This window comes from Laspinema olomoucense D3b, from assembly GCF_025370785.1.
Classification (GTDB): domain Bacteria; phylum Cyanobacteriota; class Cyanobacteriia; order Cyanobacteriales; family Laspinemataceae; genus Laspinema; species Laspinema olomoucense.
Window position 1 is genome coordinate 33,690 of sequence record NZ_JAMXFA010000019.1, and the last position, 25,332, is coordinate 59,021.

Consider the following 25,332-nt stretch of genomic DNA (forward strand, 5'->3'; position numbering starts at 1 on the left):
CATTGATCCATCCCCAGTTAGAGGGGCCGTAGATTAATGGCCCCTACATTCAGAACCCGAGATTAAAAGAACATTTGGGGATTAGATAGCCTTAAAATTTTAATAACAGTCTCAATTTGCCGTTCTCAATTTACCATGTCTGACTTACCCCATCCCCCTTTGGTCCTTCCCGGGATAGAACTGCTAGAACCAAAAATTAGCCGATTGCCGATTAAAAAATTTAAGTGGGACCCGACGAATTCCCTCGGGTCTTATTTAGAAATGTCCGTGGATATGGTGAATATCGAGGAGGTGATGAAGCTGAGTAAAGCTTTTATTTTAGATAAAAACCTCGGGGGAATCACGGTGCTTTTCCAACGGTTTTGGCAACGGTTTGAGGGAGAAATTAATCAGTTGCCGACGAAAAATTTTAAAATTGACCCGTTTCATGGGTTTAATCAATCGGCGACTTTATTTGTTCAAGAAGTTTATGTGGAATTAAAGGATATCCAGACCACGATTCGGAAGTTAGGACCCGTCTGGACCGCGATAGAACAGGCCACCTCTGTTTTATTATCCGAGGTTATTCTGACCAAAGAACGGCAAGTTTTGGAAGTTATGGATAGTCCCATCCAGGAAACTTTACCGTTGCCACCGTTGATGGGGAAGAAAGATGAAATTAAAAGAGGGAGGGAAATTCGGGACCAAGCGATCGCTTATTTTCAGGGGTCGGAGTTATGCACAGATTGGTCACCGTTCTTGCGATCGCGCTTGGATACGGCGATTTCCCAGGTAGATAACGCTTCCTGGTGGATTGAGAATGAACATCGTCTAGTGCGCGGGATTTTGTTGAAAGTTAGTCTGTCTTTGGATGAATTGTACTGTCATCATTTAGAGCCGATACAGTTGGCACATTAAACTTAGACCAATCTCCTCTCCAAGGCAACATCATTATTAAAGAAGCTAGGACAAGAAAGCAGGTTTCTTAAGCCAAATGTGGGTAATTAGCAACAAATTAGGTTAAGAAACCTGGTTTCTAACCTTTACTGTACCCCCGGACTAGGCGATCGCTCCTTGAAAGCGTCCACCCAGTCCGTATGTTACCCTATATTTAGTCGCCAGCCCTTCCGTTAATCAACTCGGGATTGGCGATGTCTGACAGTTCAGCCTTTCCGGGGAGTTGGGCGATCGCTCGTCCCGGATTCCCCCTAAAAGAACTTTAAGGAATTCATAGAGAGGTATGCAATGGTTGTCAACCTATTTGACCCCCAATTTTATCGAGCTAACTCCTCAGATTTACAAAATTTAGATGAGACTCAACTCAGGGAACACTGGCTAAATTTTGGGCTAGATGAGGAACGGGCATTTTCTCCCTGGGTCGATCTCAACGTTTATCGTCGGAACAATCCCGACTTAGAATCAGCAGGTTTAACGACCAACCGGCAATTATTGGAACATTTGCAGGGTGTAGGGGTAAGCGAGGGACGGCAGTTTTCACAACAGTTTGATGCGGCTTTTTATCAAAATGCTCATCCCGACTTAAGTGCCGCCGGAATTGAGACAAACGAACAACTATTTGAACATTTCCGGACCTTTGGATTCCAGGAAGGACGCCCGGGAATTGCCACGATAGAACCGATGGCGATCGCACCCCCTCCCTCAGCATCTGGTGAAATCCTACCCCTGCCTCCTAATCTTGATCCCTTAATGGATTCCCCAGTGGTTGGCAATTTAACCTCCCCGGTGCAAACCTCTTTGCCAGCCCCCCCAATATGGCCAGGGGGCGGCACTGCGGAACCCCCCAGACCTCTGCCGGAAATTCCCCCCTTGGATGAACCTGTGTCCTTTGAACCCCTCTCTCCCGACACTGGGGATACCCTGAATGCTGACATGGGAATGGCTTTGAGCAACTTTAACATCACTTATAATGATGTAGTAGGGTCTCCCGATGACCTGAATGATTACTATCGGTTTCATGTGAATCAGAACATCAGTTTCAACGGGTCTATCTCGGGCTGGCAAGTGGGTTTAGAAGTTTACCGGGATGCTAATCAAGATGGAATTCTTCAGCCGGAAGAAGTCTTTATGGCTGGGGCCAATGGATTGAGAGGGCCAAGCGGTTTTGGAGGACCCAACACCTCACTCAGTGGCAATTTAGTGGAAGGGAGTTATTATATCCGCGTTTTCGCCGCCAATGAAAATACCAACTATGCCCTTACCTTCTCTGCTTATTCTAACTTTGGAGGTGTTTATCCCTTGATTTAACTGCTGTCATCATGGCAATAAAACCCGGAATGACTCGGCTAGGATGCAATAACCCGGAAACGACAGCAAGTCGTTACTCCAAACTAAGAGGGATAACGACAGCAAGTGGTTACTACTAACTGGGGAATGATGTGGGTTAGCGGGGAGAGATCGGGATGTCGAGGGGTTGACCCGATCGCGCATCGATAATCATGAGATCCCATTGTCCATTAGCGCTGGATTCAAAGGCAATGGTACTGCCATCAGCGCTGATGGCGGGATTCCGAACTTCGGCTTTGAGATTTTCTGTGAGGTTGCGTAACTGTCGGGTTTCGCGATCGTGGAGGTAGATATCGGATTGTCCCTGACGGGTTCCGGCAAAGACGATATAGCGCCCATCTTCGGAGATGCCTGGGTGGGAGGCGAGGATATCCAGTTGGTTTAATCCAGGGATATCGACGAGGCGGCGATTGTTACCATCGAAGAGGTAGACATCTTGTCGTCCCTGGCGATCGGAAACAAAGGTGATAAAACGTCCCGAGATTTGCGGGGTGATATCATCACTGGGACTATTTAAACTCCGTCCTGCGGGATCGAAGGTAAAGTTAAGCAGACGCGGATAGGTGGTGCAGCTACTCAAAAGACTGACCAGAGAAACCATTGGAATGAACAGAAAGCGCTTCAGCATTTCACGGTTTTTTAAGGGGAATGACCCTGATACCAAATCCGATTCTCAAAGACCTACTTTATTAGACCTCTTGCAAAAATCCGGATTGATCCCCCCAAACCCCCCTTAATAAGGGGGGCTTAAGAGAATTTTGCAAGAAGTCTATTCTTTAGCCCGCGCAGGCGGGCTTTGTCTGTATAGCCCCACCCTTGAGGGTGCGGGTTTGTGCAATATGAGATTCCAAATGAGATAAAATTTAAAATTACTGCGGTCCACTGAGGGAGAAACCGGAGGGAACGCCATCAATGAGGTCTAATTCAATATTGGGTCCGCGATCGAGAACTTCGATATCCCATTGACCACGACCGCCATTTTCAAAGACGATATAACGACCGTCGGGGCTAATTTTGGGATTGCGAATCCACCCTTGATAGGGTTGGTAAAGGACTTGAGAACCTCGGGTGATGCGATCGTATAAAATCACTGAGGACCGGCCTTGATTGTTGGTGAGGTAGACGATATAACGGGCGGTGTTGCTGATGCTGGGACTATCCGCGATCGCATTTTGCCGGTTCAACCCCGGTAAATCGGCAAACTGTCGATTTTGTAAGTCATACAGCAAGATATTTCGGCTGCCATTGCGATTGGAAACAAAGGCTAAAAAGCGCCCATTAGCACTCAAGGACGGCTGTTCGTCGGTATAGCGACTATTGATAGAAGTTGGCCCGATCGGGAGACTGGTGGGGTTGCACCCGACTAAAAAGCTGCCCAAACTTAACCCAAAAACTAGGGTTAGGCCGTGGCGGATGAGGTTTTTCGGAGCGAATCTGTTCACCTTGGTTTTTCCCAGTTGAGGACAGGGACGCCACAATTTGGGGGGGAATGGCACCGACGGAATTAATTAACATCAATTAACAAAGGGGCGATCGCCATCAATTGCCCCTGATCGCCCGTTTCTGTCCCCGGTTGTTTAATAATCGAAATTCCCCGAATTATCTTGCTCGCGATCGTCATCTTCTAAGGGGTCGATCGGCTGATAATCTACATAATCACTGGGTGCTGGTTCTTCTGATGGAGCCGGTCTGCGGGTCCGTTCCTCTGGGGGAGCCGTCCGCGAGGGGCGTGCACCTGGGGGTTTTCTACTCCCCGAACTTCCCGCACTTGATGGGGGACGTCGAGAGGTGCGTTCCTCCGTGGTATCCACCGATGCTTCCCATTCCGGATAGGAAGGACCTGTGGGGGGGCGTTCCGTTGAGCTGGGACGACGCGCACGGGTACTGGGATTGGCGCGATCGGCAGGGGACCGGCGACTGGGTGGACGTCTGGGGGCCTCATCCGCATAATAGGAATTGCGAGCCGCTCTTGGGTCCTGAGTGCCTTTGATTCGGCGTCGGGTGGGATTTTCCTCGTAAGATTCGATTTCGTCGAGTTCCGCATCCACTCGGTAGACACTACTCACGGGACGCTCATCATCTACAATGCGCCCAGATTGCCGCTTCGCCTGGTTGGTGGTGACACCACGCAACCGAATATTGTCAAAGGCAAAGTAGATTGCCGACCCTCCCAGCAGAATCTGACCAAACTGCATAATCGGGTCAAAGCGCCATCCGTAAAAGAACAGAATGCCGCCACAAAGTAACCCCACTGCTGCAAAAAATAGATCAGTATCTCGCGATAGTTCCGGACGCCATGAGCGGACGGCATAGAGTCCGGCCCCACCGATGGCGATCGCGATTCCGACGATACTCGCTAAGTTGAGACTAAAATTTACCATCTGCTCTCTCCTTCATCTTTTTTATGTTAGCGAGTATCCCGCTAAATCTCCACCTGCTCCTGATTCGCTTGGATTGTGATGAGCATAAGTTGGGCTTTTCTCTGGGACCCTGGCCCTTCCGGGTAAGCGAAGAAACCTCAGCGTAGAGAGATCGCCTAACCTTTATAGATGGAGTGGCGATCGCTGTGAGCTGAGGTTTCCATCGAGCTCACCTGTTTAGAACCGTTGCACTTTATCTTTCTGGCTGATGAAGATCAGGGCAGCAGTGGCGGGGATCACGATCAGGACTGCACCCCAGAAGAGGCTCCAAAAAAGGTTGGCGAGTGATGGCGTCATAGGATCTCCTTAAACAAGATTTACATTTCTATCATTTTATTAAACCGTTACCGCGTTGAGAAGTCCAGTTTATTGAAATTCCCAAACTCTATGACTTAGGGGTTCAGGGGTAGAACCAACAGCAAGGGGCTACACCAGGGGGCAGGGATTGAAATACAATGGAGTTAACAAGGTTGTAACAAAACTTAAATTTTTACTCATGATGACATCGGTAGCGATCGCCAGTTGGATCATTGGCCCCCTCTTAGTCATAATGACCTTATGCTTCATTTTCCGGATTATCCTAACCTGGTATCCTCAAATCGAACTCACTAAATTTCCCTGGATCCTGATTGCCCTCCCCACCGAACCCTTCTTAGCCCCCACCCGCAAAATCATCCCCCCCCTAGGCGGTGTAGACATTACCCCCATTATCTGGGTCGGCATCATCAGTCTCCTGCGAGAAATCCTGCTGGGTCAGCAAGGGTTGTTGAGGATGATGATGTAGGTCATTGGTCATTGGTCATTTGTCATTGGTCATTGGTCATTTGTTATTGGTCATTGGTCTTATGTTGATGAGGGAGATTTTCGTAGTAACGACTTCAGTCGTTCTCTTCAATTGTTCGTAGTAACGACTTCAGTCGTTACCGCGTGACTTGGCGTCAGCCAAGTCACGCTCAACTTCCCCAACTCCCCATCCACCAAGGACAAATGACAAATGACAAATGACCAATGACCAACGACCAATAACCTCACCCCTTCGACATCATCTGTTCCACAAAATTGGTATAAACATCCCCTTTAATAAAATCGGGATGTTCCAAAATCTTCTGATGAAAGGGAATCGTAGTGGGGACCCCGGTGATGGCGCATTCACGGAGGGCGCGTCTCATGCGTTTGAGGGCCGAAGGGCGATCGCAACCCCAGACAATCAACTTGCCAATGAGGGAATCATAATAGGCGGGAATATCGTAATCGGTGTAAACATGGGAATCCATCCGCACACCGGGACCGCCTGGGGGTAAAAATCCGTTAATCCGTCCGGGACAGGGGCGAAAATTGCGATCGGGGTCTTCCGCATTAATCCGACATTCGATCGCATGACCCCGTAACTGCACTTGGTCCTGACTCAGCCGCAGTTTTTCCCCTTGAGCAATCCGAATCTGTTCTGCAATCAAATCCAACCCCGTAATCATCTCCGTCACTGGGTGTTCCACCTGGATCCGAGTATTCATTTCCATAAAATAGAAGTGACCCGTGTGATCCAGCAGAAACTCAATCGTTCCAGCACCCGTATAATTAATCGACTTCGCCGCCTTCACCGCTGCCTTGCCCATTTTTTGGCGCAAGCTAGGCGTTAGAGCCGGACTGGGAGCTTCTTCCAGCAGTTTTTGGTGACGGCGCTGAATCGAGCATTCCCGTTCTCCCAAATGGATCACATTACCATGAGCATCCGCCAGGATTTGGAACTCGATATGGCGAGGGCGTTCGATAAATTTTTCTAAATAGACCCCGGGATTCCCAAATGCCGCTTCGGCTTCCCCTTGCGCTGCTGCAAACAGTTTCCCCAGTTCACCGTCTTCCCGGACTAGCCGCATTCCTCGTCCGCCACCCCCAGCGGTTGCCTTAATCATCACCGGATAGCCGATTTTCTGGGCAATTTCCCGGGCATCTTTTTCCGTGGTAATTAACCCATCGCTTCCCGGAACCGTCGGCACTCCAGCCTTTTGCATGGTTTCCTTCGCCGTAGACTTATCCCCCATTGCGCGCATCGCCTCGGGAGTCGGTCCGATAAAACTAATCTGATGATCCGCGCAGATTTCGGCAAACCGAGCATTTTCCGAGAGGAAGCCATAACCCGGGTGAATTGCCGTGGCGTTCATGGTTAAAGCAGCAGAGATGATATTGGGAATATTCAGATAGCTTTTGGCACTGGGAGGTTCGCCAATACAAACCGCTTCATCTGCCAGTTGGACATGGAGAGCATGACGGTCTATGGTGGAGTGTACCGCAACCGTGGCAATCCCCATCTCTTCACAGGTCCGGAGAATCCGAAGGGCGATTTCGCCGCGATTGGCAATGAGAACTTTGGAGAATTGCATGGGCCTGCGGTTGCTCAACTCGTAAAAATCAATAAGGGATGACCGAATCCTGTGGGTGTCCCGGATTCAGCCGCATAAATATGCCAACTCCAAATCCTATCATGTATCGGATAATACGAGTTTGCCTGGAAAGAATCAAGAGCCTGAAACCCTTGACCGTGGGGCAACTCAGATAATTTTGAAAAAAATATTTCAAAATTGTGAAAATTTTTGAGAAAAGTATGGTAAGTTAATCTACAGATGAGCTAAGATAGTTCATTGCGTGCGGATGTGGCGGAATTGGTATACGCGCACGTTTGAGGGGCGTGTGGCTTTGCCTTGCGAGTTCGAGTCTCGCCATCCGCATTAAATTGGAAAAGGGGTTACAGCATTCATGTTGTAACCCCTTTTGCTTTATGACCGAAAACCACAGCAAGTCACTACGAACAAAAAAAGGTGTTTCGCGTTTTGGAGTAATGACTTGCTGTGGTTTCTGTTCTTAATCCTAGCAATTCACCTGAGAGAACAAGTCAACCTAATCGCGCCCTAAAAATAAATTACCCCCGCATCTGAACTGGCATGATTAAATGGGTCATTTTTACGCCGGTTAGGGGGGATAAGACTACGGGGGATGTGGCTGAATTGAGCTTGATGATAATCTCGGTGGCGCTGATATTTTTCAAGGATTCCATTGCATATTTGACGTTAAATGCAATGTCTAAACTTTCCCCAGTAATTTGAGCGGACATGGATTCTCGTCCGCTGCCGACATCGGCAGCTTCGACAGAAAGAGAAAGCATTTGTTTTTCTTGGTCGATGGAGAATTTGACGATATTATTTTTGCGATCGGCTAAGACTCCAATGCGTTCTAATGCGCTTAAAAGTTGGCGACGTTCTACGGTGACTTGGCGTTCAAAGGACCGGGGAACTAATTGACTATAGGCGGGATATTGACCTTCTAGGGTGCGACTGGTGAGGCGAAATCCTCCCAGTTCTAAGACGATTTGTCCGGGGTCAAAGTTGAGGGAAATGGGTTCATGTCCTTCATGCATTCCCACGATGCGATCGAGTTCTCTTAAGGCACGCGCTGGGACGGTGACTTCTAGTTCCTCGGCATCTTCATCGGGTTCTGCTTCGTCGTCGCTGTCTTCTGTTTCGTTGATGGTTTCCACGATCGCCAAGCGATGTCCATCGGTGGCAGCAAATTCTAAGCTATCGGCATGGACGATTAAATGAACGCCGGTTAACACTTGTTTAGTTTCATCGCCAGAGGTGGCGAATAGGGTCCCGTGCAATCCTTGCATCAGGGCCTCCGCAGGCAGTTGCACGGTTTGTCCTTCGGAAATTGTCGGTAGTGCAGGAAATTCTTCGGCACTCATTCCTCGGACTTCGTAACGTCCCGAGGTGGAGGTGATGGTGGCTAAAATTCCTGCTTCAGTAGCGCTATCTTCCCCGGTGGAGGGTCTTTCATCATCAAGGGTGACTTCTCCCTCCGGCAGACGAGAGATGATGTCGTTAAAGAGTTTGGCGGGGAGGGTGAGGGTCCCGCTAGTTTCGACTTTGGCGGCAAAACTGGTTTTGATCCCCAGGGATAAATCAAAGGCGGTTAAGCTGACTTGCTGCTGTTCCTCATCGGCACTAAGTAGCACGTTGGCGAGTACCGGATGAGTCGGACGAGAGGGGACTGCACGACTGATCAGGGATAGGTTGGTGGCGAGTTCGTTTTGAGCGCAAATAAATTTCATGAGTCTTCAGAGGTGCCTTGTTTGGAGTCAGTGGGCGATCGGTGCAATTTTGGCCCGATCGCCCATCGTACCACTGCTTGCTTCTTTCCTCTATCCAGTGGCGAAGGTGCGATCGCCTTTTTTCTCCTCCTCTCCCCCTGTGGAAAACTTGTGGAAAACTTTATGGATTTTTCCACAAAGTATTTTTACTTAATCTTTAATTTTCTTTGAGGAGCCAGAGTTTTTTCCCCGGGTTTTCCCCAGTGTTTTCCACAATTTAAAGCAATTTTCCCCAGGCGATCGCCCCCTGGGAAGGAAGGGAATGGGGAGGGAACCCTTACCAATGCTTACTCTGGGGATTTACTCGCAAAGTGAATGCGATCGCTCAACTGCCGCAGTAAATTCCGCATTTCCACATCATTATCCTTGAGTGCTGCAATTTTTTCACAACTGTACAACACCGTGGTGTGGTCTTTTCCTCCAAACTCTTCCCCTATCTTCGGTAAACTCAAATCCGTATGCTGACGGATCAGATACATGGCAATCTGACGCGCTTGGCTAATTTCTCGCCGTCGCGAATTCCCCTTCAAATCCTCTAGGGAAATTCCCAATATCTCTACTACCGCCGCAATCACCGATTCTACTGTGGCCTTGACTGGCTCGGTTTGGGGATTTAAAATTGGTGCAATATTTTCCACCGTCATCGGCAATCCGGAAATAGACAAATAAGCCACAACCCGAATTAATGCTCCTTCTAATTCTCGAATATTTGAGGTAAAATGAGAGGCAATATATTCAATCACATCCCGAGGCAAGCGCATCTTTTCATATTCGGCTTTCTTTTGCAAAATGGCCATGCGTGTTTCCAAGTCCGGGGTTTGAATATCGGCAATTAATCCCATTGAAAAGCGCGAACATAAGCGCTCTTGCAGCCGGGGGATTTGGTTGGGTGGTCGGTCGGAGGCTAAGACTACTTGTTTCCCGGCTTCATGGAGGGTATTAAAAGTATAAAAAAATTCTTCTTGGGTGTATTCTTTGCCTTCAATAAATTGAATATCATCGACTAATAAAACATCTGCCGCTCGATAATGTTCCCGGAAACTCTGCATACTATCCTTGCGAATGGCGGCAATTAAATCGTTAGTAAATTGTTCGGTAGAAACATAAAATATCTTACAATCGGGAGAGATTTCTAAGCGATAATGACCGATCGCCTGCATCAGGTGAGTTTTTCCCAATCCGACACCGCCACAGAGAAACAACGGATTAAACTCCCTTCCAGGAGATTCCGCAACGGCGAGGGAGGCAGCATGAGCCATGCGGTTGTTTGCACCCACCACAAATCGGGAAAAGACATATTTGGAATTAAGTTCTGTAGGACGGTGCGCATGGGTGGGAGTGGGTTCGGGAATCTGGGTGACGACGGGAGAGGGCCACATATAGTCCTGGCGATCGCTCCCCTGGGTAGCTTCGCTGCCACTGGTGGTGATGTAAATATCTACCTGATGTCCTAGGATATCAGTAACGACATCAGCAATGGTTTTAATGTAATACTTTTGTAACCAGTTGCGGGCAAAGGGATTGGGCGTGTCAATCACCAAGCAGTTATTTTCTAGCTGCACGGCAGTGGCGGTTTTGATCCAGGTTTCAAAGGTGGGACGGCTCAATTGCACTTGTAACCGTTCCAGTACCCGATCCCAAAGACTTTCGAGAGGAATCTCCACAACTGACCTCGCAAGCACTAATCTTTGATGCTTTATGACTGTAGCAAAAAATTCTACCCGGAGGAGGCGATCGCCGGGTGATGCTGGTATCTAAGCTAACAAGCGGTTATCCAAGGGGGTGAGGTTCCCGAAGCACTCGCCCTTTGGATTGAGGAAGTGTTTATAATCAAAGGGGTTAAAGACTAATTTTTAAGTCTTTTTTTACAAACGCAAGATTGTTTAACGAGTTTTAGCAAGGACCAGAGGAAGGCAGCAATGAAAAAGTCAGATGGGGATCATCAACGAGGTCATTTTTCCGGGATGCAGGTGCTACTTTACCTGTTGTTGGTGGTGGTAGGAGCCGGTGCGGCATTTATGGGCGATCGCTGGTTGCGCACCAATGGACCTTTATCCTTAAATTCGTTGGACCCCAGAACTCCCTCAGTGACGACTCCCGATGACACTCCCCTGCCTGGAGGAGTCTTATCGTTGCCGGTGAATTCTAATTTTATTGTTGAAGCAGTGGAAAAAGTGGGTCCGGCGGTGGTGCGAATTGATGCCGCACGAACCGTCACCCAGGATATTCCCGATGCCTTTCGGGACCCGTTCTTTCGGCGGTTTTTTGGACAGGGGCCGATGGAGCCACAACAACGAGTGGAACGGGGTACGGGGTCGGGATTTATTATCAGTGATGATGGTCAGATTTTGACCAATGCTCATGTGATTAATGGTGCGGATAAGGTGAGTGTGGTCCTCAAGGATGGGCGAAGTTTTGAGGGGACGGTATTGGGAGAGGACCCGATTTCTGATGTGGCGGTGGTGAAGATTGAGGCGACGAATCTACCCAAGGCGACCCTGGGGAATTCACAACAACTGCAACCGGGGGAATGGGCGATCGCGATCGGGAATCCCCTGGGGTTAGATAATAGTGTGACGGCAGGGATTGTCAGCGCCACGGGGCGATCGAGCCGTGATGTGGGAGTTCCCGATAAGCGGGTGGGGTTTATCCAAACCGATGCAGCAATCAATCCCGGTAACTCTGGGGGTCCGTTGCTGAATGCCCGAGGGGAAGTGATTGGCATGAATACGGCGATTATTAGTGGTGCACAAGGGTTGGGATTTGCCATTCCCATTCAAACCGCACAAGCGATCGCCCAACAATTAATTACCACCGGCAAAGTCCAACATCCCTTTTTAGGGATTGAAATGGTGACAATTACGCCGGAATTACAACAAGAGTTGAATACCGACCCCAATAGTCCGATGCGGTTATCGGTGGATAGTGGGGTATTAATTGTGCGAGTCTCTCCCAATTCGCCTGCGGAACGCGCCGGATTGCAGGAGGGAGATGTGATTCAGCGTATGGGAGATCAGGCGATCGCCCAGTCCGATATGGTCCAGCAAATTGTTCAAGGGTCGCAAGTCGGAAATTCCTTGGAATTACAAATTAACCGCGATGGGAAAATCCTGAATGTGACTGTACAACCCGGAGAAATGCCCGTTAATCCCAGTTTTTAAGCCCAGATTTCTAAAGTAGCTGTATTTGTATTGTTCCAAGTGTTCACTATACTAAACTTGCAGGAATTGGACTATTACTGCTGGAGTGGGAGAAAAATGCTCTCACTCCTTAATTCAAGAGCCACACGGCTGCAAGACTCTCCTCTATAATACTAGAATTGAGCTATGAATAACCTTCGAGAGATTGTTCAATTAGGCAATCCTGTCTTACGGGCTAAAGCCCAACCTGTTACTAACGTTCACCTCGACTCCCTCCAGTCGCTCATTGATGAGTTGATAACTACCTTGAAACCGTCCAACGGAGTGGGAATTGCCGCTCCCCAGATTGCCGAATCCTATCGAGTCTTTATCTTAGCGTCCCGTCCCACCTTGCGCTATCCCCAGGCTCCGACAATGGAGGCGATCGCCATTATTGACCCGAAGATTATCGCCTATTCTCAGGAAAAAGTCAAAGATTGGGAAGGCTGTTTGAGCGTGCCAGGAATTCGCGGATTAGTCCCGAGACATCAGGCGATCGAGGTCGAATATTTGGACCAGCAGGGGACCTTACACCACGAAGAATTTACCGGGTTTGTAGCCCGGATTTTCCAGCATGAATATGACCATTTAGAGGGAAAGGTCTTTTTAGACCGAGTGGAAAGTATGCTGGATATAGTAACCGAACAAGAGTACCAAAAGCAGTTTTTACAGCAGTTGTGAAGGGGGAAGCCGGGGGACATTTAAACTTGCCGTCTCCCTCCGTGGCCAATTTTAAATTACCTCTCTTTAGGAGGAGACTGGCGACTGGTAGTCCACACTAAACTGAAATTGAAAACTTTAAGGGATGGATTCATGGATAATAGCTTATTTAATCAAACCTTTCGGGACGATCAGGGCAATATTGTGATTGCTCAACCTCCCAATCTGCCGTTACTGTTGGCCATTACAACCACTCTACTCACATTAGTAGTTCCCAGTGGGACGCTGCATACGGGCGTAGATGCGATCGCCTTTGGGTCCTGGTTTACTTGGGCTTGGCTGGAGATTTTCCAGGGCGTGAACTATTTTCGTCGGGCATTAGGACTATTCGTCTTGATTGCCATCATCGCTGCCCGAGTCTTCAACACCTTTGGACTACAAACGATGTTTTAAGCGGCGGATATCCCAACAGCTAAACGGGACAATTAACCCGGTTTAGGGTCCCGTTTAGCTGGTAAATTGCCGAGTTTTTGTGAAACACCCGGTTTGTCTTCCCTTGATAGAAGCCTGAAGGGGAAAGACGGGAGTCTTTTCTATCCCCGGTGTTGCACAAAGCTACCCCTCACGAAGGATAAACCCTCGGGTTGTGGCCCCTATAATCGCGCAGCACAGATGGCAGCACCAATCAATCCCACTTGGGGATTGAGAATGAGATGAACCGGAACTTTTTCTACCAAGGGAGTGACTCGACCTTTGTGGTTAAAGCTATTAATAAACCGATCGCCTTCTTCAATTAACGGCAGAATTTTAGCCGCAATTCCCCCAGCGAGATATAATCCCCCGTAGGGTAGTAATTTTAAAGCCAAATTTCCCGCTTCCGCACCGTAAGCTTCCACAAAAATTTCTAACGTTTGTTCGCAGATCGGGTCAGATTTGTCCAGGGCCGCTTGTGAAATCTCTGCCGGGTCTTTGTCTGCGGGGGAAACATTTTTTCCAGCAGCGATCGCGCGATCGCGCAGGAATTTATAAATAGACTCAATTCCCATCCCCGATACCACGCGTTCGACAGAAACACGGTCTATCTTCTCCCGTTGCTGCAAGTCTTGCAACAGTTCAAACTCAAGGGGGGTGCGGGGTGCAAAATCAGCATGACCCCCTTCTGAGGGATACACAAAATATTCATCCAAATGCCGGATTAAAAACCCTTGTCCTAGTCCCGTTCCTGCGCCCATCACCGCGATCGGCGCGGCAGTTTGCGTTTCCCCAGGTTGTAGGGTATGGAGGTCCGCTTTATTCATCCCCAACACTCCATAACCCACTGCTACAAAGTCATTAATTAACTTGACATGGGGAATATTGAGTTCTTTTTCTAATCGGTCCGTTGTTAAGGTCCAACTGAGGTTAGTCAGGACAGATGTATGTCCCATCACAGGTCCGGCGATCGCAAAACAGGCCCCCTTGGGTTCGGGGACTTCTCCTAATTTCTGACTCGCTTCTTTGAGAAACTTTCCCACAATGGGTACTAAGTCAGGATATTCCTGACTGGCGTAACGCCCCTCATAGAGAGTGCCAATCTGGAATACCCCTGAAGTATCTGCTGCAGTCGGCATCTCCACCAAGCGCAAAAGGGATTTGGTACCACCGATATCTCCGGCTAATAGTAAGGTCATCTTGTTGATTCTGAGCGTATGGACTGTTGGATTAAATCCGGTTTCTTTTTCATCTTCCTAAAAAAATCGGATTTCTGCCTCAATTTCTCGCAAATGAGAGCGATCGCCCTTCAGTTCGATTTCCCAGCTTTCCCCTTGGCGTACCAGCTTGTACAAACAGCATAATCCCGCACTCAACTCGATTTCCGCCGCCTCCACCGCTAGACCCATCGTCGCCCCAATCACCGAGGCCCCATGCCCCACCAACAAAATCTCCTCGGAAAACTCATCCGCAAGCAGTCGCGCCGTTTCTCCCGCCCGTTGTAGACAAACCGGGTCATATTCGGGATACTGTGGCATCACCCGCGAGTGATAACTTAAATCAATTCGGGGAAATTTCCGGCCTAACACCTGCGGGGGGAGGGTTTCGGGCATTTCCGTCATCCACTCGGGATTTAACCATTCACAAAGTCCCCACTCCAGTTTCAGCGGTAAGTCTAAAATTTCTGCCACCTGATTTGCAGTTTGTACGGTTCGCAGAAAAGGCGAGGTGAATATGTGACTTATACGTTCTCCCTTGAGACGTTCGGCAAGTTCTTTCGCTTGTAAAAAACCATCTGCCGACAAGGGCGGATCGTACCGACGTTCTGCTGTATTAAACCATTCAGGGTTTACGAAGTCTAAACGGTTTGCGTGTCTTGCAATCCAAACGATTTGAGACATGGGTATAACTCATTCACTCATCAGCAATTTCCGTCTAAGTTGGCACAAGGATGAGTTGTCCCAACCCAGACTTCTTCCTCACTATAGTGGTTTCTGACCGCTTGGGATGTGGCTTATGTAGTGGGGGTTACAAACTGTTTTAAAAGTCGGGGCAGCCTAAACACCAGGGCAAGGATAGGCGATTTTCTGGCTAACTGCCAGCCCCGACTCAGACAACTGGTATCGGCATTTTACTTGTTTTTGGGTTAGAAATTATGACCGTAGCACAATCCGATTCAACTTCATCTACCGCGTCCACAAACCAGTCCACTGAACTAAAAATTCTTTCCGATACAATTCTCAAACAGAAACCCATTGCTTCATCTGAGTTGAGCGACTCCGAAAAACAAGCGATTCCAGCGGGAACGGTCTTAAAAGTTCAGTCTTACGCCCCAGAAAGCGATCACATTAAAGTTTGTTTTGCCCAGGACAGTTTCCAAGGTCGCAACACCTGGTATGTTTATTATAAACATGGGGTGATTCTGCACAAAGGGGCGGTGGCTTTCCCCGATCGCATTAAACTCGCGGTTCCCTACAAGTCCCAACTGGATAATGGTAAGAATCCTTATGGAAGCTGCAACACCACTAGCATTGCTATGTGTTTGGCTTACCTCGGGATTAAAGGGAAACAGCCTTACAAACAGTTAGAAGATGAACTGCAAGAGTGGTTAGAAAGCCGGGGTTTAAGTCGTCACGACCCCTATCATTTGGCTCAAGCTGCCGAAGCTTATGGGGCAAAAGACCGCTTTACTGAAAAAGCGACTTTTAATGAAATCAAGGAATGGCTGATTCAAGGTAACCCGATTGTTATCCACGGTTATTTTACCAGTTTCGGTCATATTGTATGCTTGATTGGCTACAATTCTCATGGCTTTATCGTTCATGACCCTTATGGTGAATATTGGTCTCATGGATACAATACTTCTGCACCCGGTGCGGGGTTAAGCTATTCCTACGACCTCATTCACAATACCTGCAAGGCGGATGGCGATTGCTGGGTTCATTTCATCTCCCGCTAAGGCATGAATTGAAGGGGTGAGCCAGGGGAGGCAGAGGATTGCAGGAGATAAACATTCCTATTGGTAGCGAATGAGCCTAGCTTTTTCTAATCCCCCTACTTCCTCATTAAAATGCTGTTGGGAAACATAAATAGTATTTTAGACCGTTTAGGAAGACGCGATCAATCGCGTCTTTTTTATTATATTAAATTTTTTTCTTTAACCGTTTGTTTAAAACTTTTGTTTCCTTACAGCAGTTGCTCAATGATCTCCCGGGGGGAGTAAGTTGGCATAGGAGCCTGGATAAATCCATCGCGATCGCGGGATATAACTGCCTCCAGATTAGAGGCGATCGCACAAGCAATTTGCACCGCATCTTCAAAATCATTCAACTCTAAAGCCAGGGCAGATTCCAGAATCAGGCGATCGACTTGGCAGATATGCATCAAACTCAGCAAATCCGCAATATTTTGCTTGGCCCCCTCTACTCCTTTGTACTTTCTAGCAAAATAGAAGATATCGGTTAAGGTGGTCGCGGTTATATACCCTTCAATCTGCCCTGCTTTAATTATGTTAAATAGAGCCGTTGCATCCTCAGCAAAGGGTGCTCGTTCTAGGAGATGATCGAGAATAATATTGGTATCCAGTAACACCCTCATTTTAGATACTTTTCCATTAATCGTTCTTCTTTAATAGCTTCAATTTCTTCATCCGTAGGCGGTGGGCCGTCGGTTTTGAGGACCCCACGCAATCGTTCTACCACGCCCGGGGGTACTGGGGGCCTGGGTCTGATTTCTTCATGCACAGAACGGACGATCGCCTCGACTAGGGCTAATCTGTCGCTAACGGATAAATTGTATGCTTCTTTCCGGAGTTCTTGCCAGTCCATAGGTTTTCCTCGCAATCCATTGGCTCAATTTTAACATGGCATGGCCGGGGAACGGGCGGGTTCTGGGATGGCGAAACTCCGAACTTTGAACCGTGGAAACTTCAGCTTTTTTGGATTAGGAACGGGTGGCAAGCGCCGATCGCGGTGCAAAGGCGATCGCAATCGAGTCACTTTGTTCGATGGTTTCGGTTTCGCTGAGGGTTTCGTCTTCTGGCAGAGGGATTAGTTGTACCGCACAAGCTTTTAATTCCGGTTGCAGGGAGGAGGGACAGGCTTCTGGGTGGGTGAGGGCGTTCGCTTCGGTTTGATCCCCCCAGAGTGCTCCCCAGTGCATCGGGACGAAGACGGTACCCGGGGCGATCGCCTGGGTGACTTTGGCGGGAAATCTGGCGATACCTCGGCGCGATCGCACTTCGATTCTCATCCCCTCCACAATCTCCAATTTCTTAGCATCCCGGGGATGAATCTCGATAAACGGATTGGGGTGCATTTTGACAATTTTATCGATTCTCCCGGTCCGAGTTAAAGTATGCCAATGTCCGTAGAGACGCCCGGTTGTGAGAACAAACGGATAATTTGGGTCCGGGGGTTCCGCCAGTCCTTTGGCATGATGGGCCCCAAAGCGGGCGCGTCCGTCGGGCGTAGGAAATCTCCAGTCGGTGTAGAGGCGTTTGTTGGTCTGCGGGAGGGGTTGTCCCGCCGGATAGGGCCACTGGGTTGGTCCTTGTGCGGCGAGGCGTTCATGACTTAACCCCGTCATATCACAGACGCGATCGCGGGTAATTTGCACAAATTCCCCATAGACTTGGGCCGAATTCTCAAAAGGAAACTGTTCAGCAAATCCCAATCTGCGTCCGACTTCAGCAAAGATTTCCCAATCGGCTTTAGCTTGTCCGGGGGGTTCCCGAAAAGCAGGACACAGAGTCACCACTCGTTCAGAATTGGTCATCGCCCCAGTTTTTTCCCCCCATTGTGCTGCCGGTAACAAAACATGGGCGTAGGCAGCAGTTTCCGTGGGATAGTAGGCATCTTGATACACCGTAAAAGGCGATCGCCTCAAGGCCGCTTTGGTCCGTTCGATATCCGGCATACTCACCGCTGGATTAGTCGCTGCCACCCACAATAACCCGACGTTTCCAGTTTCTAATCCCGTAATCATCTCCCAGGCGGTAAGACCGATTTCCGGGGCGATTCTGCCTTCCGGCAATCCCCAAAATTGTTCGATATCCCGGCGATGTTCGGGATTTTTGACCAGGCGGTATCCCGGGAGTAGATTGGCTAATCCTCCCGCTTCTCTGCCTCCCATTGCGTTGGGTTGTCCGGTGAGGGAAAAGGGACCGGAACCCGGTTTACCGATTTGGGCTGTCATCAGATGCAGATTAATCAAACTGCGGACTTTGGCTGTCCCTTCCGATGACTGATTCATCCCCATTGACCACAGGGACAAGACGCGCTGGGATTCACTCCAGTAGCGGGCAGCAGTTTCGAGTTCATCGATGCGAATGCCACAGCGTTCGGCCACAATTTGCGGGGGATAGTGGCGAATCACTTCGGCATATTCGGGAAATCCCGAGGTGCATTCGTCAATAAAAACGGTATTGAGATGTCCCCATTGCATGAGTAAGTAAGCGATGCCGTTGAGGAGGTCAATATCGGTTCCGGGTCGAATGCCTAAATAGAGGTCGGCAGCTTCAGCAGTGGTCGTCCGACGGGGATCGACAACGATCAGTTTGACGTTTTTATTCTTTTTATGATACTTGCGGAGTCGGTTGAAGGCGATGGGATGACATTCGGCGGCGTTGGTGCCGATGAGAAAGGCACAGTCAGTTTGTTCGAGGTCGTCATAACAGGTGGGTGGACCATCGGAACCCAGACTCTGAATGTATCCGGCAACGGCGGAGGACATACAGAGGCGGGAGTTGGCATCAAAGTTATTAGTGCCCAGGCAGCCTTTCATGAGTTTTTGGGCGATGTAGTAGTCTTCGGTTTGGAATTGTCCAGACCCATACATACAGATGCCCTCGCTGCCGAGGGTGGACTGTACGGTTTGAATGCGATCGACGATTAAGGTAAAGGCTTCTTCCCAGGTGGCGCGGCGAAAGGGTTCGTCTAGGGAAGCGCGGACCATTGGATATTTGAGGCGGTCTTTGTCTAAGGCTTCGGCGATGGTGGCCCCTTTGACGCAAACCATGCCTTCTGAGGAAGGATGAGTGCGATCGCCCTGGACTTTCCACATCGGCTTCCCTTCACTGTCCCGATGGGTGGCTTTTCCCGGTTGTGCCGGAGGGGAAACTTCTAATCCGCAGCCAACTCCGCAGTAAGGACACAGGGTTTTGGTGGGTTGAGTAGACATAAAAGTTTAGTTAGCTTGTAGAGTTTAAAGTTTTTTAGAGTTTAAAGTATGAGAAAGGACGGGTTAGGGTCCGGTTAGTAAGGATTAAGTGTAACCAATTATCAGCCATTAAAGGGGGAGAGGAGTGATCGCACCTTGGGCGATCGCTCCTTTCAGGGATTTTAGGCTTCTCGGCCTTCTTCCACGAAATGGGGGACGGGTTGTCCTATAGCGGTTTCAGGATGTACTTCCTCTCCCTCATGATGAGCAGCGAACGATCCTTTGGGTTCTTTCAGGTAGAAGGCACAAAGGAAGGTGACGATAATGGCAGTGACGCCTAGGACCTGGAAAAAGATCTTGTTCCCGATATCACCCTCGGGGAGGAAGCTGAACAAGGTGAGATAAGCCACCGCACCGACGTTCCCATAAGCGCCCACATTTCCGGCAATTTGTCCCGTGACTCGACGTTTGAGCAGGGGAACCATTGCAAAGGTTGACCCTTCTCCCGATTGCACGAAGAAAGAACAGAACATAGTGAGAAGAATCGCGATGGGTAGCCACCAGGTACCCTGGACCGCACTCATCATCAGATAGGAGAGACCCATCCCGGCGGTGAGGACAACCATCGTCAGCTTCCGGCTACCGAGGGTGTCAGAAATTAACCCACCCCCTGGACGTGCGGCTAAGTTCATAAAGGCATAAGTTGCAGCAATCATCCCCGCCATGACTTTACCCAGTCCAAAAGTATGCTCGAAGAAGGCAGGCAGCATGGATACCACAGCCAGTTCAGACCCGAAGTTGACCAGATAAGTGAGTTCTAAGAGGGCAACTTGGGAAAATTCATAGCGATCGCTGGCCGGATAGCGTTTCTGACCCAAAACTAACTCTTTGTTAACCGTCCAGCACTTATAGGACTGGAAAGCATACAATCCGATGAAGAATACCCAACTTAGCCAGAGTTGAGTGTTAGTTAAAAACCCCACTTGATTCAGACGCCAAGCGAGTAAACCGAGAATAGCGCTGAGGGGAACATTCATCGCCATCATGAACCAGAAGTCGCGACGGCTGGTTACTTCTAGTCCACCGTGACGAGCAGGACGCTGATAAACTTTACCCGGTGGGGTGTCTTGGACATTAAAGAAGTAGAAGACGCCGTAAACAGCGGCGAAAATTCCCGTCAGGGCGATCGAAAACCGCCAGTTAATTTGACCGGCAGACATGACAGCGGCAATTGTTCCCAAGGTAGGCAGGGTAAAGGCAGCCGCAGCCGAACCAAAGTTACCCCATCCCCCATAGATCCCTTCAGCTAATCCAATTTCTTTCGGGGGGAACCACTCAGCCACCATGCGGATACCAATCACGAATCCAGCACCCACAAGCGATAACAGTAAGCGAGAAACAACCAACTGCCCAAAGTTTTGCGCGAAGGCAAACATCAAACAGGGAATGGCTGCATAAATCAATAACAAAGAATAAGTAATACGCGGTCCATATTTATCGAGGACCATGCCGATAATAATTCGAGCCGGAACAGTGAGGGCAACGTTACAAATAGCAAGGGTTCTAAGTTGTCCGGCTTCTAAGCCTAATGATTCTTGTACCGCCGTGGCAAAGGGGGCAAAGTTAAACCAGACGACAAAGGTGAGAAAGAAGGCAAACCAGGTTAAGTGTAGGATGCGGTATCGTCCGCGAAATGACCAGATTTCTGTTAGCATGATTCCTCTATTATTGGGTTGAAGTAATTTCTCTAGGAATGGTTTGGTAAATTTTGTTGACTGGGCTAGTCGCCACCGATCCGCCGTTCTCGATCGCCTCGCCTTGTCATTAGCTACAGTGTTTATGGATTGGTTTGGATGTGATGCGATCGCACCCCAGGCTCACTTTATTTACCTACCGAGGGCAGTTGTCCAGAAATCTGTTCGTGAAGGGGTCTAGTTTCCTGTGGATCCTTGGCTGGTCGTTTCCCCTCTTCCTCCCTTGTGAGCGGTGGGAAGAGGGGTAGCTATATAATTTATAGCCCACATACCATTGTGATCACCAGCCATCATTATCCCATTACTTTAAGCGTTGTTGTTACTGGGGAATGTCATTTTGCCAGGGATTAACCTGGAGTCCGCCAGTAGGACTAAATACAACGCGGAAGTTAGCCAAAGGTTGCGCGATCGCGCTTCCTGCGGGTTGAGTCTCACTCAAAGTCGGGAGTGGAAGCTCTTTGGTATATTGTTGAGCCACGGGATCGACTGGCTCGTAGGATACGATTTCCCCTTGTTCGTTGATTTGGACGCGATAGGCTAAATCTTGGGTAAAGGTCGGATAAGTGGTCCAGTTACTATCCAGTTTTTCATAAAGATCCTGGCTTAAAGTCTCGATGACGACTGGATCGGCGATCGCTTGGGGTTGTGTCGTGGGTGCGGGAGTCTCACCCATTGTTGCCGGAGTCTCACCCATCAGGTTAGGAGTCTCACCCATCATCTCGGGAGATTCGCCCATTGGTGCCGAAGTCTCACCCATTGGTGTGGAAGTCTCACCCAGGGCCGGGGCCGGAGCCTCACCCATTGGTGCGGGAGTCTCACCCAGGGTCGGGGCCGGGGCTTCACCCATTGGCGCGGGGGAAGTCGTTACCCCAGGAGCCTCAGCCATTGGGGCCGCAGTCGTTGGGGAAACCGCAGGCTGCTCCGTGACTATCGGCGGCTGTTGACCCACCGGGGGCGCACTCGCCACAAATGGCGCATTATTCATCGAAGCTGGCGGGGTTTGAACTGCCCCAGGCTGCGCCTGAGTCACGGGAGGCACTTGGGTAATGATGCGCGTCTCGTCTACCTGAGTTTGGACCGGGGGTTGAGTCTCGGGCCGAGGGGTGACGCTTTCCACCACCACTGATTCTTCAGTCATGGCCTGGGGTGCAGGCTCTTGCTGAGCCCGAACGCCTCCGGAAAGCAGGTGCAGGATGCCCCCGAGGAGAAAAACTGAAAGGGTTGCGCCTAAAACCATGATGGCATCAGTGGGAATATGGCGTTTTGGTTCGGAAGAAAATTCGTTAAAACTCATAGTCGGTCCTCATTGTTGTTGCCCCAAGGGAGCAATTCTTGATAAAGGGGTTCGGAAAGTCAAGTCAAGTATAGAGTTTCCGGCTGGAATCTATCAAGATTGCCCTAGTCTTGACGGTACAAGTAGCATAACCGAGTTTAAAAAACAGTCAATCTCGAACAATTGGGTTTCCCTTTTATTCTTTTCCGGGGGTTGCTCAGGATGGCTACAGGGGGAAAATGACCCTGGATGATAGCCCGCCTGTAAATTCTCCACTCTGTCCCCATGCGGCTTTGAAGCCGATCCGTCCTATTTCCCGACCCAAGGGCTGATTTCTAAGGTCCCGCTGGGCATGAGCAAGACTAGAAACTTAGCCTGGGGCTGGGTTGAGCTTTCAGCTACAGTAGGGCTATTCGAGGTCAATTGCGCCAGGGGGGTTTCCCCGAGGTGATCTTGAGCGGGTTTGTTGAGGGAGTCATACCCGGCGATCGCCCCATCCTGTTGCACCTGGACTTGATAGACTAAATTGCTAGTAAAGGTGGGATAACTGTTCCAACTGCCATCAATTTGCTCGTACAGTTTTTGACCCAGGGTCGTCACCGTTGCGGGATCGGTAATCCCCGGGGTCAGTGCGGGTTCGGTAACCATCGGTACAGCGCCAGGGACGGTGGGGGCCACTTCTGGGGCGATCGCGGCAGTGGTTGCAGTCATGGGGGGTTGAGTCGCCGAGGGTTGCACTTGAGCCTTTACAGGAGCCATTGCGGGGGCTTCCTCAACTACGGGGGTTTCGGCTTGAGCTTGTTGGGCGAGACTATGCTGGACGAGGCTCTGATGCCAGCTACTCAACATATACCCGGAAAATCCGAGGACACATACCCCACAGATGAGTTGCAGGGCCAGGGAATTGGAGGCTTGGGGGGTCTGCTCTTCTGTTCCCGGACCAGAAGAAACAGAGTTAGTGGGTTTGGAAGCTAATTCTTGAGAAGACATGAATTGTTACTCCTGTGGAGATAAATTTGCTGATTTACCGAACGTGATGGGTTTAAGTCAGAATTTTTTGACAAGTGCCTCGGTTAGGCATCAATTTCCACGGGACCGACGGGATGGGCGCTACAGGCCAAAATATATCCTTGCTGGCGATCGCGATCGCTCAGGGCCTGGGGTTCATTTTCGTAGCGAACTTCTCCACTGAGGAGTTTTTGTTTGCAAGTCCCGCAAGTTCCACCCCGGCAACTGCTATCGAGTTCGATTCCTTCTCGTTCAGCAATCTCTAAAATCGGGGCAGCGTCGTCACAGGAAATAGTTTTACCAGACTTAACAAAGGCGATGACTGCCGGTTGAGTGGATTTGGCGACAAGGGGTTCTAGTGACTCTGGTGATCCCCCAGGTGCATCTACAATCCCGTGAGTAATTCCCGGTTTCAGTTTGGCTTCAAACTGCTCAACGAGTAACTGCCGCAAGACGGGTTTAAGGTCCTCGCAGGGAATCCCCTTTTGAACACAGCTACCCAGGTGAGCATCCTTGCCCACTTTACCGCCCATGTAGAGGTCTACCCCTTCCACGGTTTGTCCATTTTTGCGGGTTTTGGTGCCCATCAAGCCAATCTCGGCGACTTGGGGTTGTCCGCAGGAGTTGGGACAGCCAGTCCAGTGAATGCGCACGGTTTTAGGGATTTCTAATTCCGCTTCCAGTTCTTGAACTAAGGCTAAGGCGCGATTTTTGGTTTCAATTAAGGCAAAGTTACAGAACTGAGCGCCGGTGCAGGAAACGAGCGATCGCGTCAGAGGTGCGGGATCAATCCTAAATTTCTCTAAAAGCGGTTCTTGCAACAATGCCTCTAACCGCGAATCGGGAATATTCGGAATGATGACATTTTGTTCCACGGTTAACCGGATCTCACCATTTCCATACACTTCGGCAAGTCTAGCTAACTCAAACATCTCCGGCGCAAACAAGCGACCCACGGGAACATTGAACCCCACAAAGTTTAATCCCGCTTGTTTCTGGGGGAAAACTCCCAGATGATCCCGTTTTTCCCAGACAATCTCATCTTTCTCGGCTGCTTCTGCCAGGGGTTTTCCGACTTCTTGCTCGACTTTGGCCCGGAATTTCTCCACACCCCATTCATCGATCAGCCACATCAAACGAGACTTCTGGCGATTGGCTCTCGGTCCATGATCTCGGTAAATTTCTAAAATAGCACGGCATAACTCCACCACATCATCATTGGGGGGAACCCACATATTTAGGGGGATCGCCGCTTCACACCGTTTCGCCGAGAAAAAGCCCCCGACGAGTACGTTAAAGCCAATTTCTCCATTTTTATAAGCCGGAATGAAGGCAATATCATTGATTTCCGCGTGAATGGAATTGTCTGGACATCCACCGATCGCAATGTTAAATTTCCTCGGTAAGTTGGAAAAAGCAGGATTACCCTCTCCGGTGTTGGTAATCATATCTTGCACCTTTTGGACTAACTCTTGAGTATCGATTAACTCATGTTTGTCAATCCCAGAAACCGGAGACCCTGTAATGTTTCTAACGTTATCCATCCCCGACTGCACCGAGGTCATCCCCGCTGCTTTAAATCGGTTAAAAATATCGGGAATATCTTCTATTCTGATGCCCCGCAGTTGGAGATTTTGCCTAGTGGTAATATCTGCATTGCCATCCTCTCCATACCGCTCTACTATCTCGGCTAGGACTCGCATTTGTAGACTGCTCATGACCCCATGAGGCATCCGCATCCGCACCATGAACTGACCTGGAGTCACGGGACGAAAGAAGACCCCCAGCCATTTGAGCCGGTAGTCGCGATCGCTCGCATCCATTGCCTCCCAGCCCATTTGAGCAAAATCTTCTAGCTGATTTTTTACATCAAGTCCATCTTTTTCGGCCTTGATTTTCTCAAATTTATTTAAACTCGTTGTGGGCTTTTCTGTGGCTAACGTCATAAAGAACCTCTTTTTATCTGTTGCCTCTTAATCAAAAT

The 25,332-nt window shown here is 49.4% G+C and carries 25 protein-coding genes and 1 tRNA gene; 10 read left to right on the forward strand and 16 right to left on the reverse strand.

The window, feature by feature from the left end:
- The first annotated feature begins 135 nt into the window (after positions 1 to 135).
- Both NG792_RS15510 and NG792_RS15515 read left to right on the forward strand, forming a co-directional pair.
- Positions 136 to 897, forward strand: coding sequence for a hypothetical protein (locus tag NG792_RS15510; RefSeq protein WP_261235976.1), 762 nt, complete (start codon positions 136 to 138; stop codon positions 895 to 897).
- Positions 898 to 1,224: 327 nt separating this feature from the next.
- Positions 1,225 to 2,244: a hypothetical protein gene (locus tag NG792_RS15515; protein WP_261235977.1), complete on the forward strand. Its 1,020-nt coding sequence runs from the start codon at positions 1,225 to 1,227 to the stop codon at positions 2,242 to 2,244.
- Positions 2,245 to 2,380: 136 nt separating this feature from the next.
- Here the strand turns inward: NG792_RS15515 and NG792_RS15520 are convergent, their stop codons facing one another.
- From NG792_RS15520 to psbX, 4 genes are all read right to left on the reverse strand, one after another.
- A complete protein-coding gene (locus tag NG792_RS15520) occupies positions 2,381 to 2,911 on the reverse strand; it encodes a TolB family protein (RefSeq protein WP_261235978.1) in 531 nt (176 codons plus the stop codon).
- Between the two features lie 241 nt (positions 2,912 to 3,152).
- Positions 3,153 to 3,725, reverse strand: coding sequence for a TolB family protein (locus NG792_RS15525; RefSeq protein ID WP_261235979.1), 573 nt, complete (start codon positions 3,723 to 3,725; stop codon positions 3,153 to 3,155).
- Positions 3,726 to 3,860: 135 nt separating this feature from the next.
- Positions 3,861 to 4,664: a Ycf66 family protein gene (locus tag NG792_RS15530; RefSeq protein WP_261235980.1), complete on the reverse strand. Its 804-nt coding sequence runs from the start codon at positions 4,662 to 4,664 to the stop codon at positions 3,861 to 3,863.
- Between the two features lie 216 nt (positions 4,665 to 4,880).
- Positions 4,881 to 5,000 carry a photosystem II reaction center X protein gene (gene psbX / locus NG792_RS15535; RefSeq protein ID WP_254564417.1) on the reverse strand — a complete coding sequence of 40 codons (120 nt, stop codon included), beginning with the start codon at positions 4,998 to 5,000 and terminating at the stop codon, positions 4,881 to 4,883.
- Positions 5,001 to 5,202: 202 nt separating this feature from the next.
- Between psbX and NG792_RS15540 the strand changes: the two genes are divergently transcribed.
- On the forward strand, positions 5,203 to 5,487 hold the full coding sequence (locus tag NG792_RS15540; RefSeq protein ID WP_254564425.1) for a YggT family protein: 285 nt from the start codon (positions 5,203 to 5,205) through the stop codon (positions 5,485 to 5,487).
- Between the two features lie 244 nt (positions 5,488 to 5,731).
- Here the strand turns inward: NG792_RS15540 and accC are convergent, their stop codons facing one another.
- Entirely contained in the window at positions 5,732 to 7,081 is a 1,350-nt protein-coding gene (accC, locus tag NG792_RS15545; protein ID WP_261197744.1) for an acetyl-CoA carboxylase biotin carboxylase subunit, read from the reverse strand.
- Positions 7,082 to 7,345: 264 nt separating this feature from the next.
- On the opposite strand from accC, the gene NG792_RS15550 reads away from it, so the two are divergent.
- Positions 7,346 to 7,426, forward strand: a tRNA-Leu gene (locus NG792_RS15550).
- Between the two features lie 191 nt (positions 7,427 to 7,617).
- Here the strand turns inward: NG792_RS15550 and dnaN are convergent.
- Positions 7,618 to 8,805 carry a DNA polymerase III subunit beta gene (gene dnaN, locus NG792_RS15555; protein ID WP_261235981.1) on the reverse strand — a complete coding sequence of 396 codons (1,188 nt, stop codon included), beginning with the start codon at positions 8,803 to 8,805 and terminating at the stop codon, positions 7,618 to 7,620.
- On the opposite strand from dnaN, the gene NG792_RS15560 reads away from it, so the two are divergent.
- A complete protein-coding gene (locus NG792_RS15560) occupies positions 8,804 to 8,998 on the forward strand; it encodes a hypothetical protein (RefSeq protein WP_261197746.1) in 195 nt (64 codons plus the stop codon). The two genes, dnaN and NG792_RS15560, sit on opposite strands and share 2 nt — an antisense overlap.
- A 133-nt stretch (positions 8,999 to 9,131) precedes the next feature.
- Here the strand turns inward: NG792_RS15560 and dnaA are convergent, their stop codons facing one another.
- Entirely contained in the window at positions 9,132 to 10,508 is a 1,377-nt protein-coding gene (gene dnaA / locus NG792_RS15565) for a chromosomal replication initiator protein DnaA (protein WP_261236040.1), read from the reverse strand.
- A gap of 255 nt (positions 10,509 to 10,763) precedes the next feature.
- Between dnaA and NG792_RS15570 the strand changes: the two genes are divergently transcribed.
- From NG792_RS15570 to NG792_RS15580, 3 genes are all read left to right on the forward strand, one after another.
- Positions 10,764 to 12,005 carry an HhoA/HhoB/HtrA family serine endopeptidase gene (locus NG792_RS15570; RefSeq protein ID WP_261235982.1) on the forward strand — a complete coding sequence of 414 codons (1,242 nt, stop codon included), beginning with the start codon at positions 10,764 to 10,766 and terminating at the stop codon, positions 12,003 to 12,005.
- Between the two features lie 165 nt (positions 12,006 to 12,170).
- On the forward strand, positions 12,171 to 12,704 hold the full coding sequence (def, locus tag NG792_RS15575; protein ID WP_261235983.1) for a peptide deformylase: 534 nt from the start codon (positions 12,171 to 12,173) through the stop codon (positions 12,702 to 12,704).
- 132 nt (positions 12,705 to 12,836) lie between these two features.
- On the forward strand, positions 12,837 to 13,136 hold the full coding sequence (locus tag NG792_RS15580; protein WP_261235984.1) for a hypothetical protein: 300 nt from the start codon (positions 12,837 to 12,839) through the stop codon (positions 13,134 to 13,136).
- Positions 13,137 to 13,336: 200 nt separating this feature from the next.
- On the opposite strand, the gene NG792_RS15585 is transcribed toward NG792_RS15580, so the two are convergent.
- Positions 13,337 to 14,353, reverse strand: a complete 1,017-nt coding sequence (locus NG792_RS15585; protein ID WP_261197750.1) for a glucokinase — start codon at positions 14,351 to 14,353, stop codon at positions 13,337 to 13,339.
- A 57-nt stretch (positions 14,354 to 14,410) separates the two neighbouring features.
- The gene (locus NG792_RS15590; RefSeq protein WP_261235985.1) at positions 14,411 to 15,055 is read right to left on the reverse strand and encodes a histidine phosphatase family protein; all 645 of its coding nucleotides are present in this window, start codon (positions 15,053 to 15,055) and stop codon (positions 14,411 to 14,413) included.
- Between the two features lie 254 nt (positions 15,056 to 15,309).
- Here NG792_RS15590 and NG792_RS15595 point away from each other — a divergent pair, with 254 nt between their 5' ends.
- On the forward strand, positions 15,310 to 16,113 hold the full coding sequence (locus NG792_RS15595; protein ID WP_261235986.1) for a C39 family peptidase: 804 nt from the start codon (positions 15,310 to 15,312) through the stop codon (positions 16,111 to 16,113).
- A gap of 227 nt (positions 16,114 to 16,340) precedes the next feature.
- On the opposite strand, the gene NG792_RS15600 is transcribed toward NG792_RS15595, so the two are convergent.
- From NG792_RS15600 to NG792_RS15615, 4 genes are all read right to left on the reverse strand, one after another.
- Entirely contained in the window at positions 16,341 to 16,751 is a 411-nt protein-coding gene (locus tag NG792_RS15600; RefSeq protein WP_261235987.1) for a type II toxin-antitoxin system VapC family toxin, read from the reverse strand.
- The gene (locus NG792_RS15605) at positions 16,748 to 16,981 is read right to left on the reverse strand and encodes a hypothetical protein (protein WP_261235988.1); all 234 of its coding nucleotides are present in this window, start codon (positions 16,979 to 16,981) and stop codon (positions 16,748 to 16,750) included. Before NG792_RS15605 ends, NG792_RS15600 begins: the two co-directional genes overlap by 4 nt.
- Before the next feature lie 115 nt (positions 16,982 to 17,096).
- Positions 17,097 to 19,334: a molybdopterin oxidoreductase family protein gene (locus NG792_RS15610; protein ID WP_261235989.1), complete on the reverse strand. Its 2,238-nt coding sequence runs from the start codon at positions 19,332 to 19,334 to the stop codon at positions 17,097 to 17,099.
- A 161-nt stretch (positions 19,335 to 19,495) separates the two neighbouring features.
- Positions 19,496 to 21,028 carry a NarK family nitrate/nitrite MFS transporter gene (locus NG792_RS15615; RefSeq protein ID WP_261235990.1) on the reverse strand — a complete coding sequence of 511 codons (1,533 nt, stop codon included), beginning with the start codon at positions 21,026 to 21,028 and terminating at the stop codon, positions 19,496 to 19,498.
- 43 nt (positions 21,029 to 21,071) lie between these two features.
- Here NG792_RS15615 and NG792_RS15620 point away from each other — a divergent pair, with 43 nt between their 5' ends.
- Positions 21,072 to 21,248 (forward strand): hypothetical protein, encoded by a 177-nt coding sequence (locus NG792_RS15620; RefSeq protein ID WP_261235991.1) that lies wholly within the window; start codon positions 21,072 to 21,074, stop codon positions 21,246 to 21,248.
- A gap of 138 nt (positions 21,249 to 21,386) precedes the next feature.
- On the opposite strand, the gene NG792_RS15625 is transcribed toward NG792_RS15620, so the two are convergent.
- The 3 genes from NG792_RS15625 to NG792_RS15635 form a co-directional block, all read right to left on the reverse strand.
- Positions 21,387 to 22,361: a hypothetical protein gene (locus NG792_RS15625; protein ID WP_261235992.1), complete on the reverse strand. Its 975-nt coding sequence runs from the start codon at positions 22,359 to 22,361 to the stop codon at positions 21,387 to 21,389.
- A 288-nt stretch (positions 22,362 to 22,649) separates the two neighbouring features.
- Entirely contained in the window at positions 22,650 to 23,330 is a 681-nt protein-coding gene (locus NG792_RS15630) for a hypothetical protein (protein ID WP_261235993.1), read from the reverse strand.
- A gap of 83 nt (positions 23,331 to 23,413) precedes the next feature.
- The gene (locus NG792_RS15635) at positions 23,414 to 25,294 is read right to left on the reverse strand and encodes a ferredoxin--nitrite reductase (RefSeq protein WP_261235994.1); all 1,881 of its coding nucleotides are present in this window, start codon (positions 25,292 to 25,294) and stop codon (positions 23,414 to 23,416) included.
- Positions 25,295 to 25,332 lie beyond the last annotated feature (38 nt).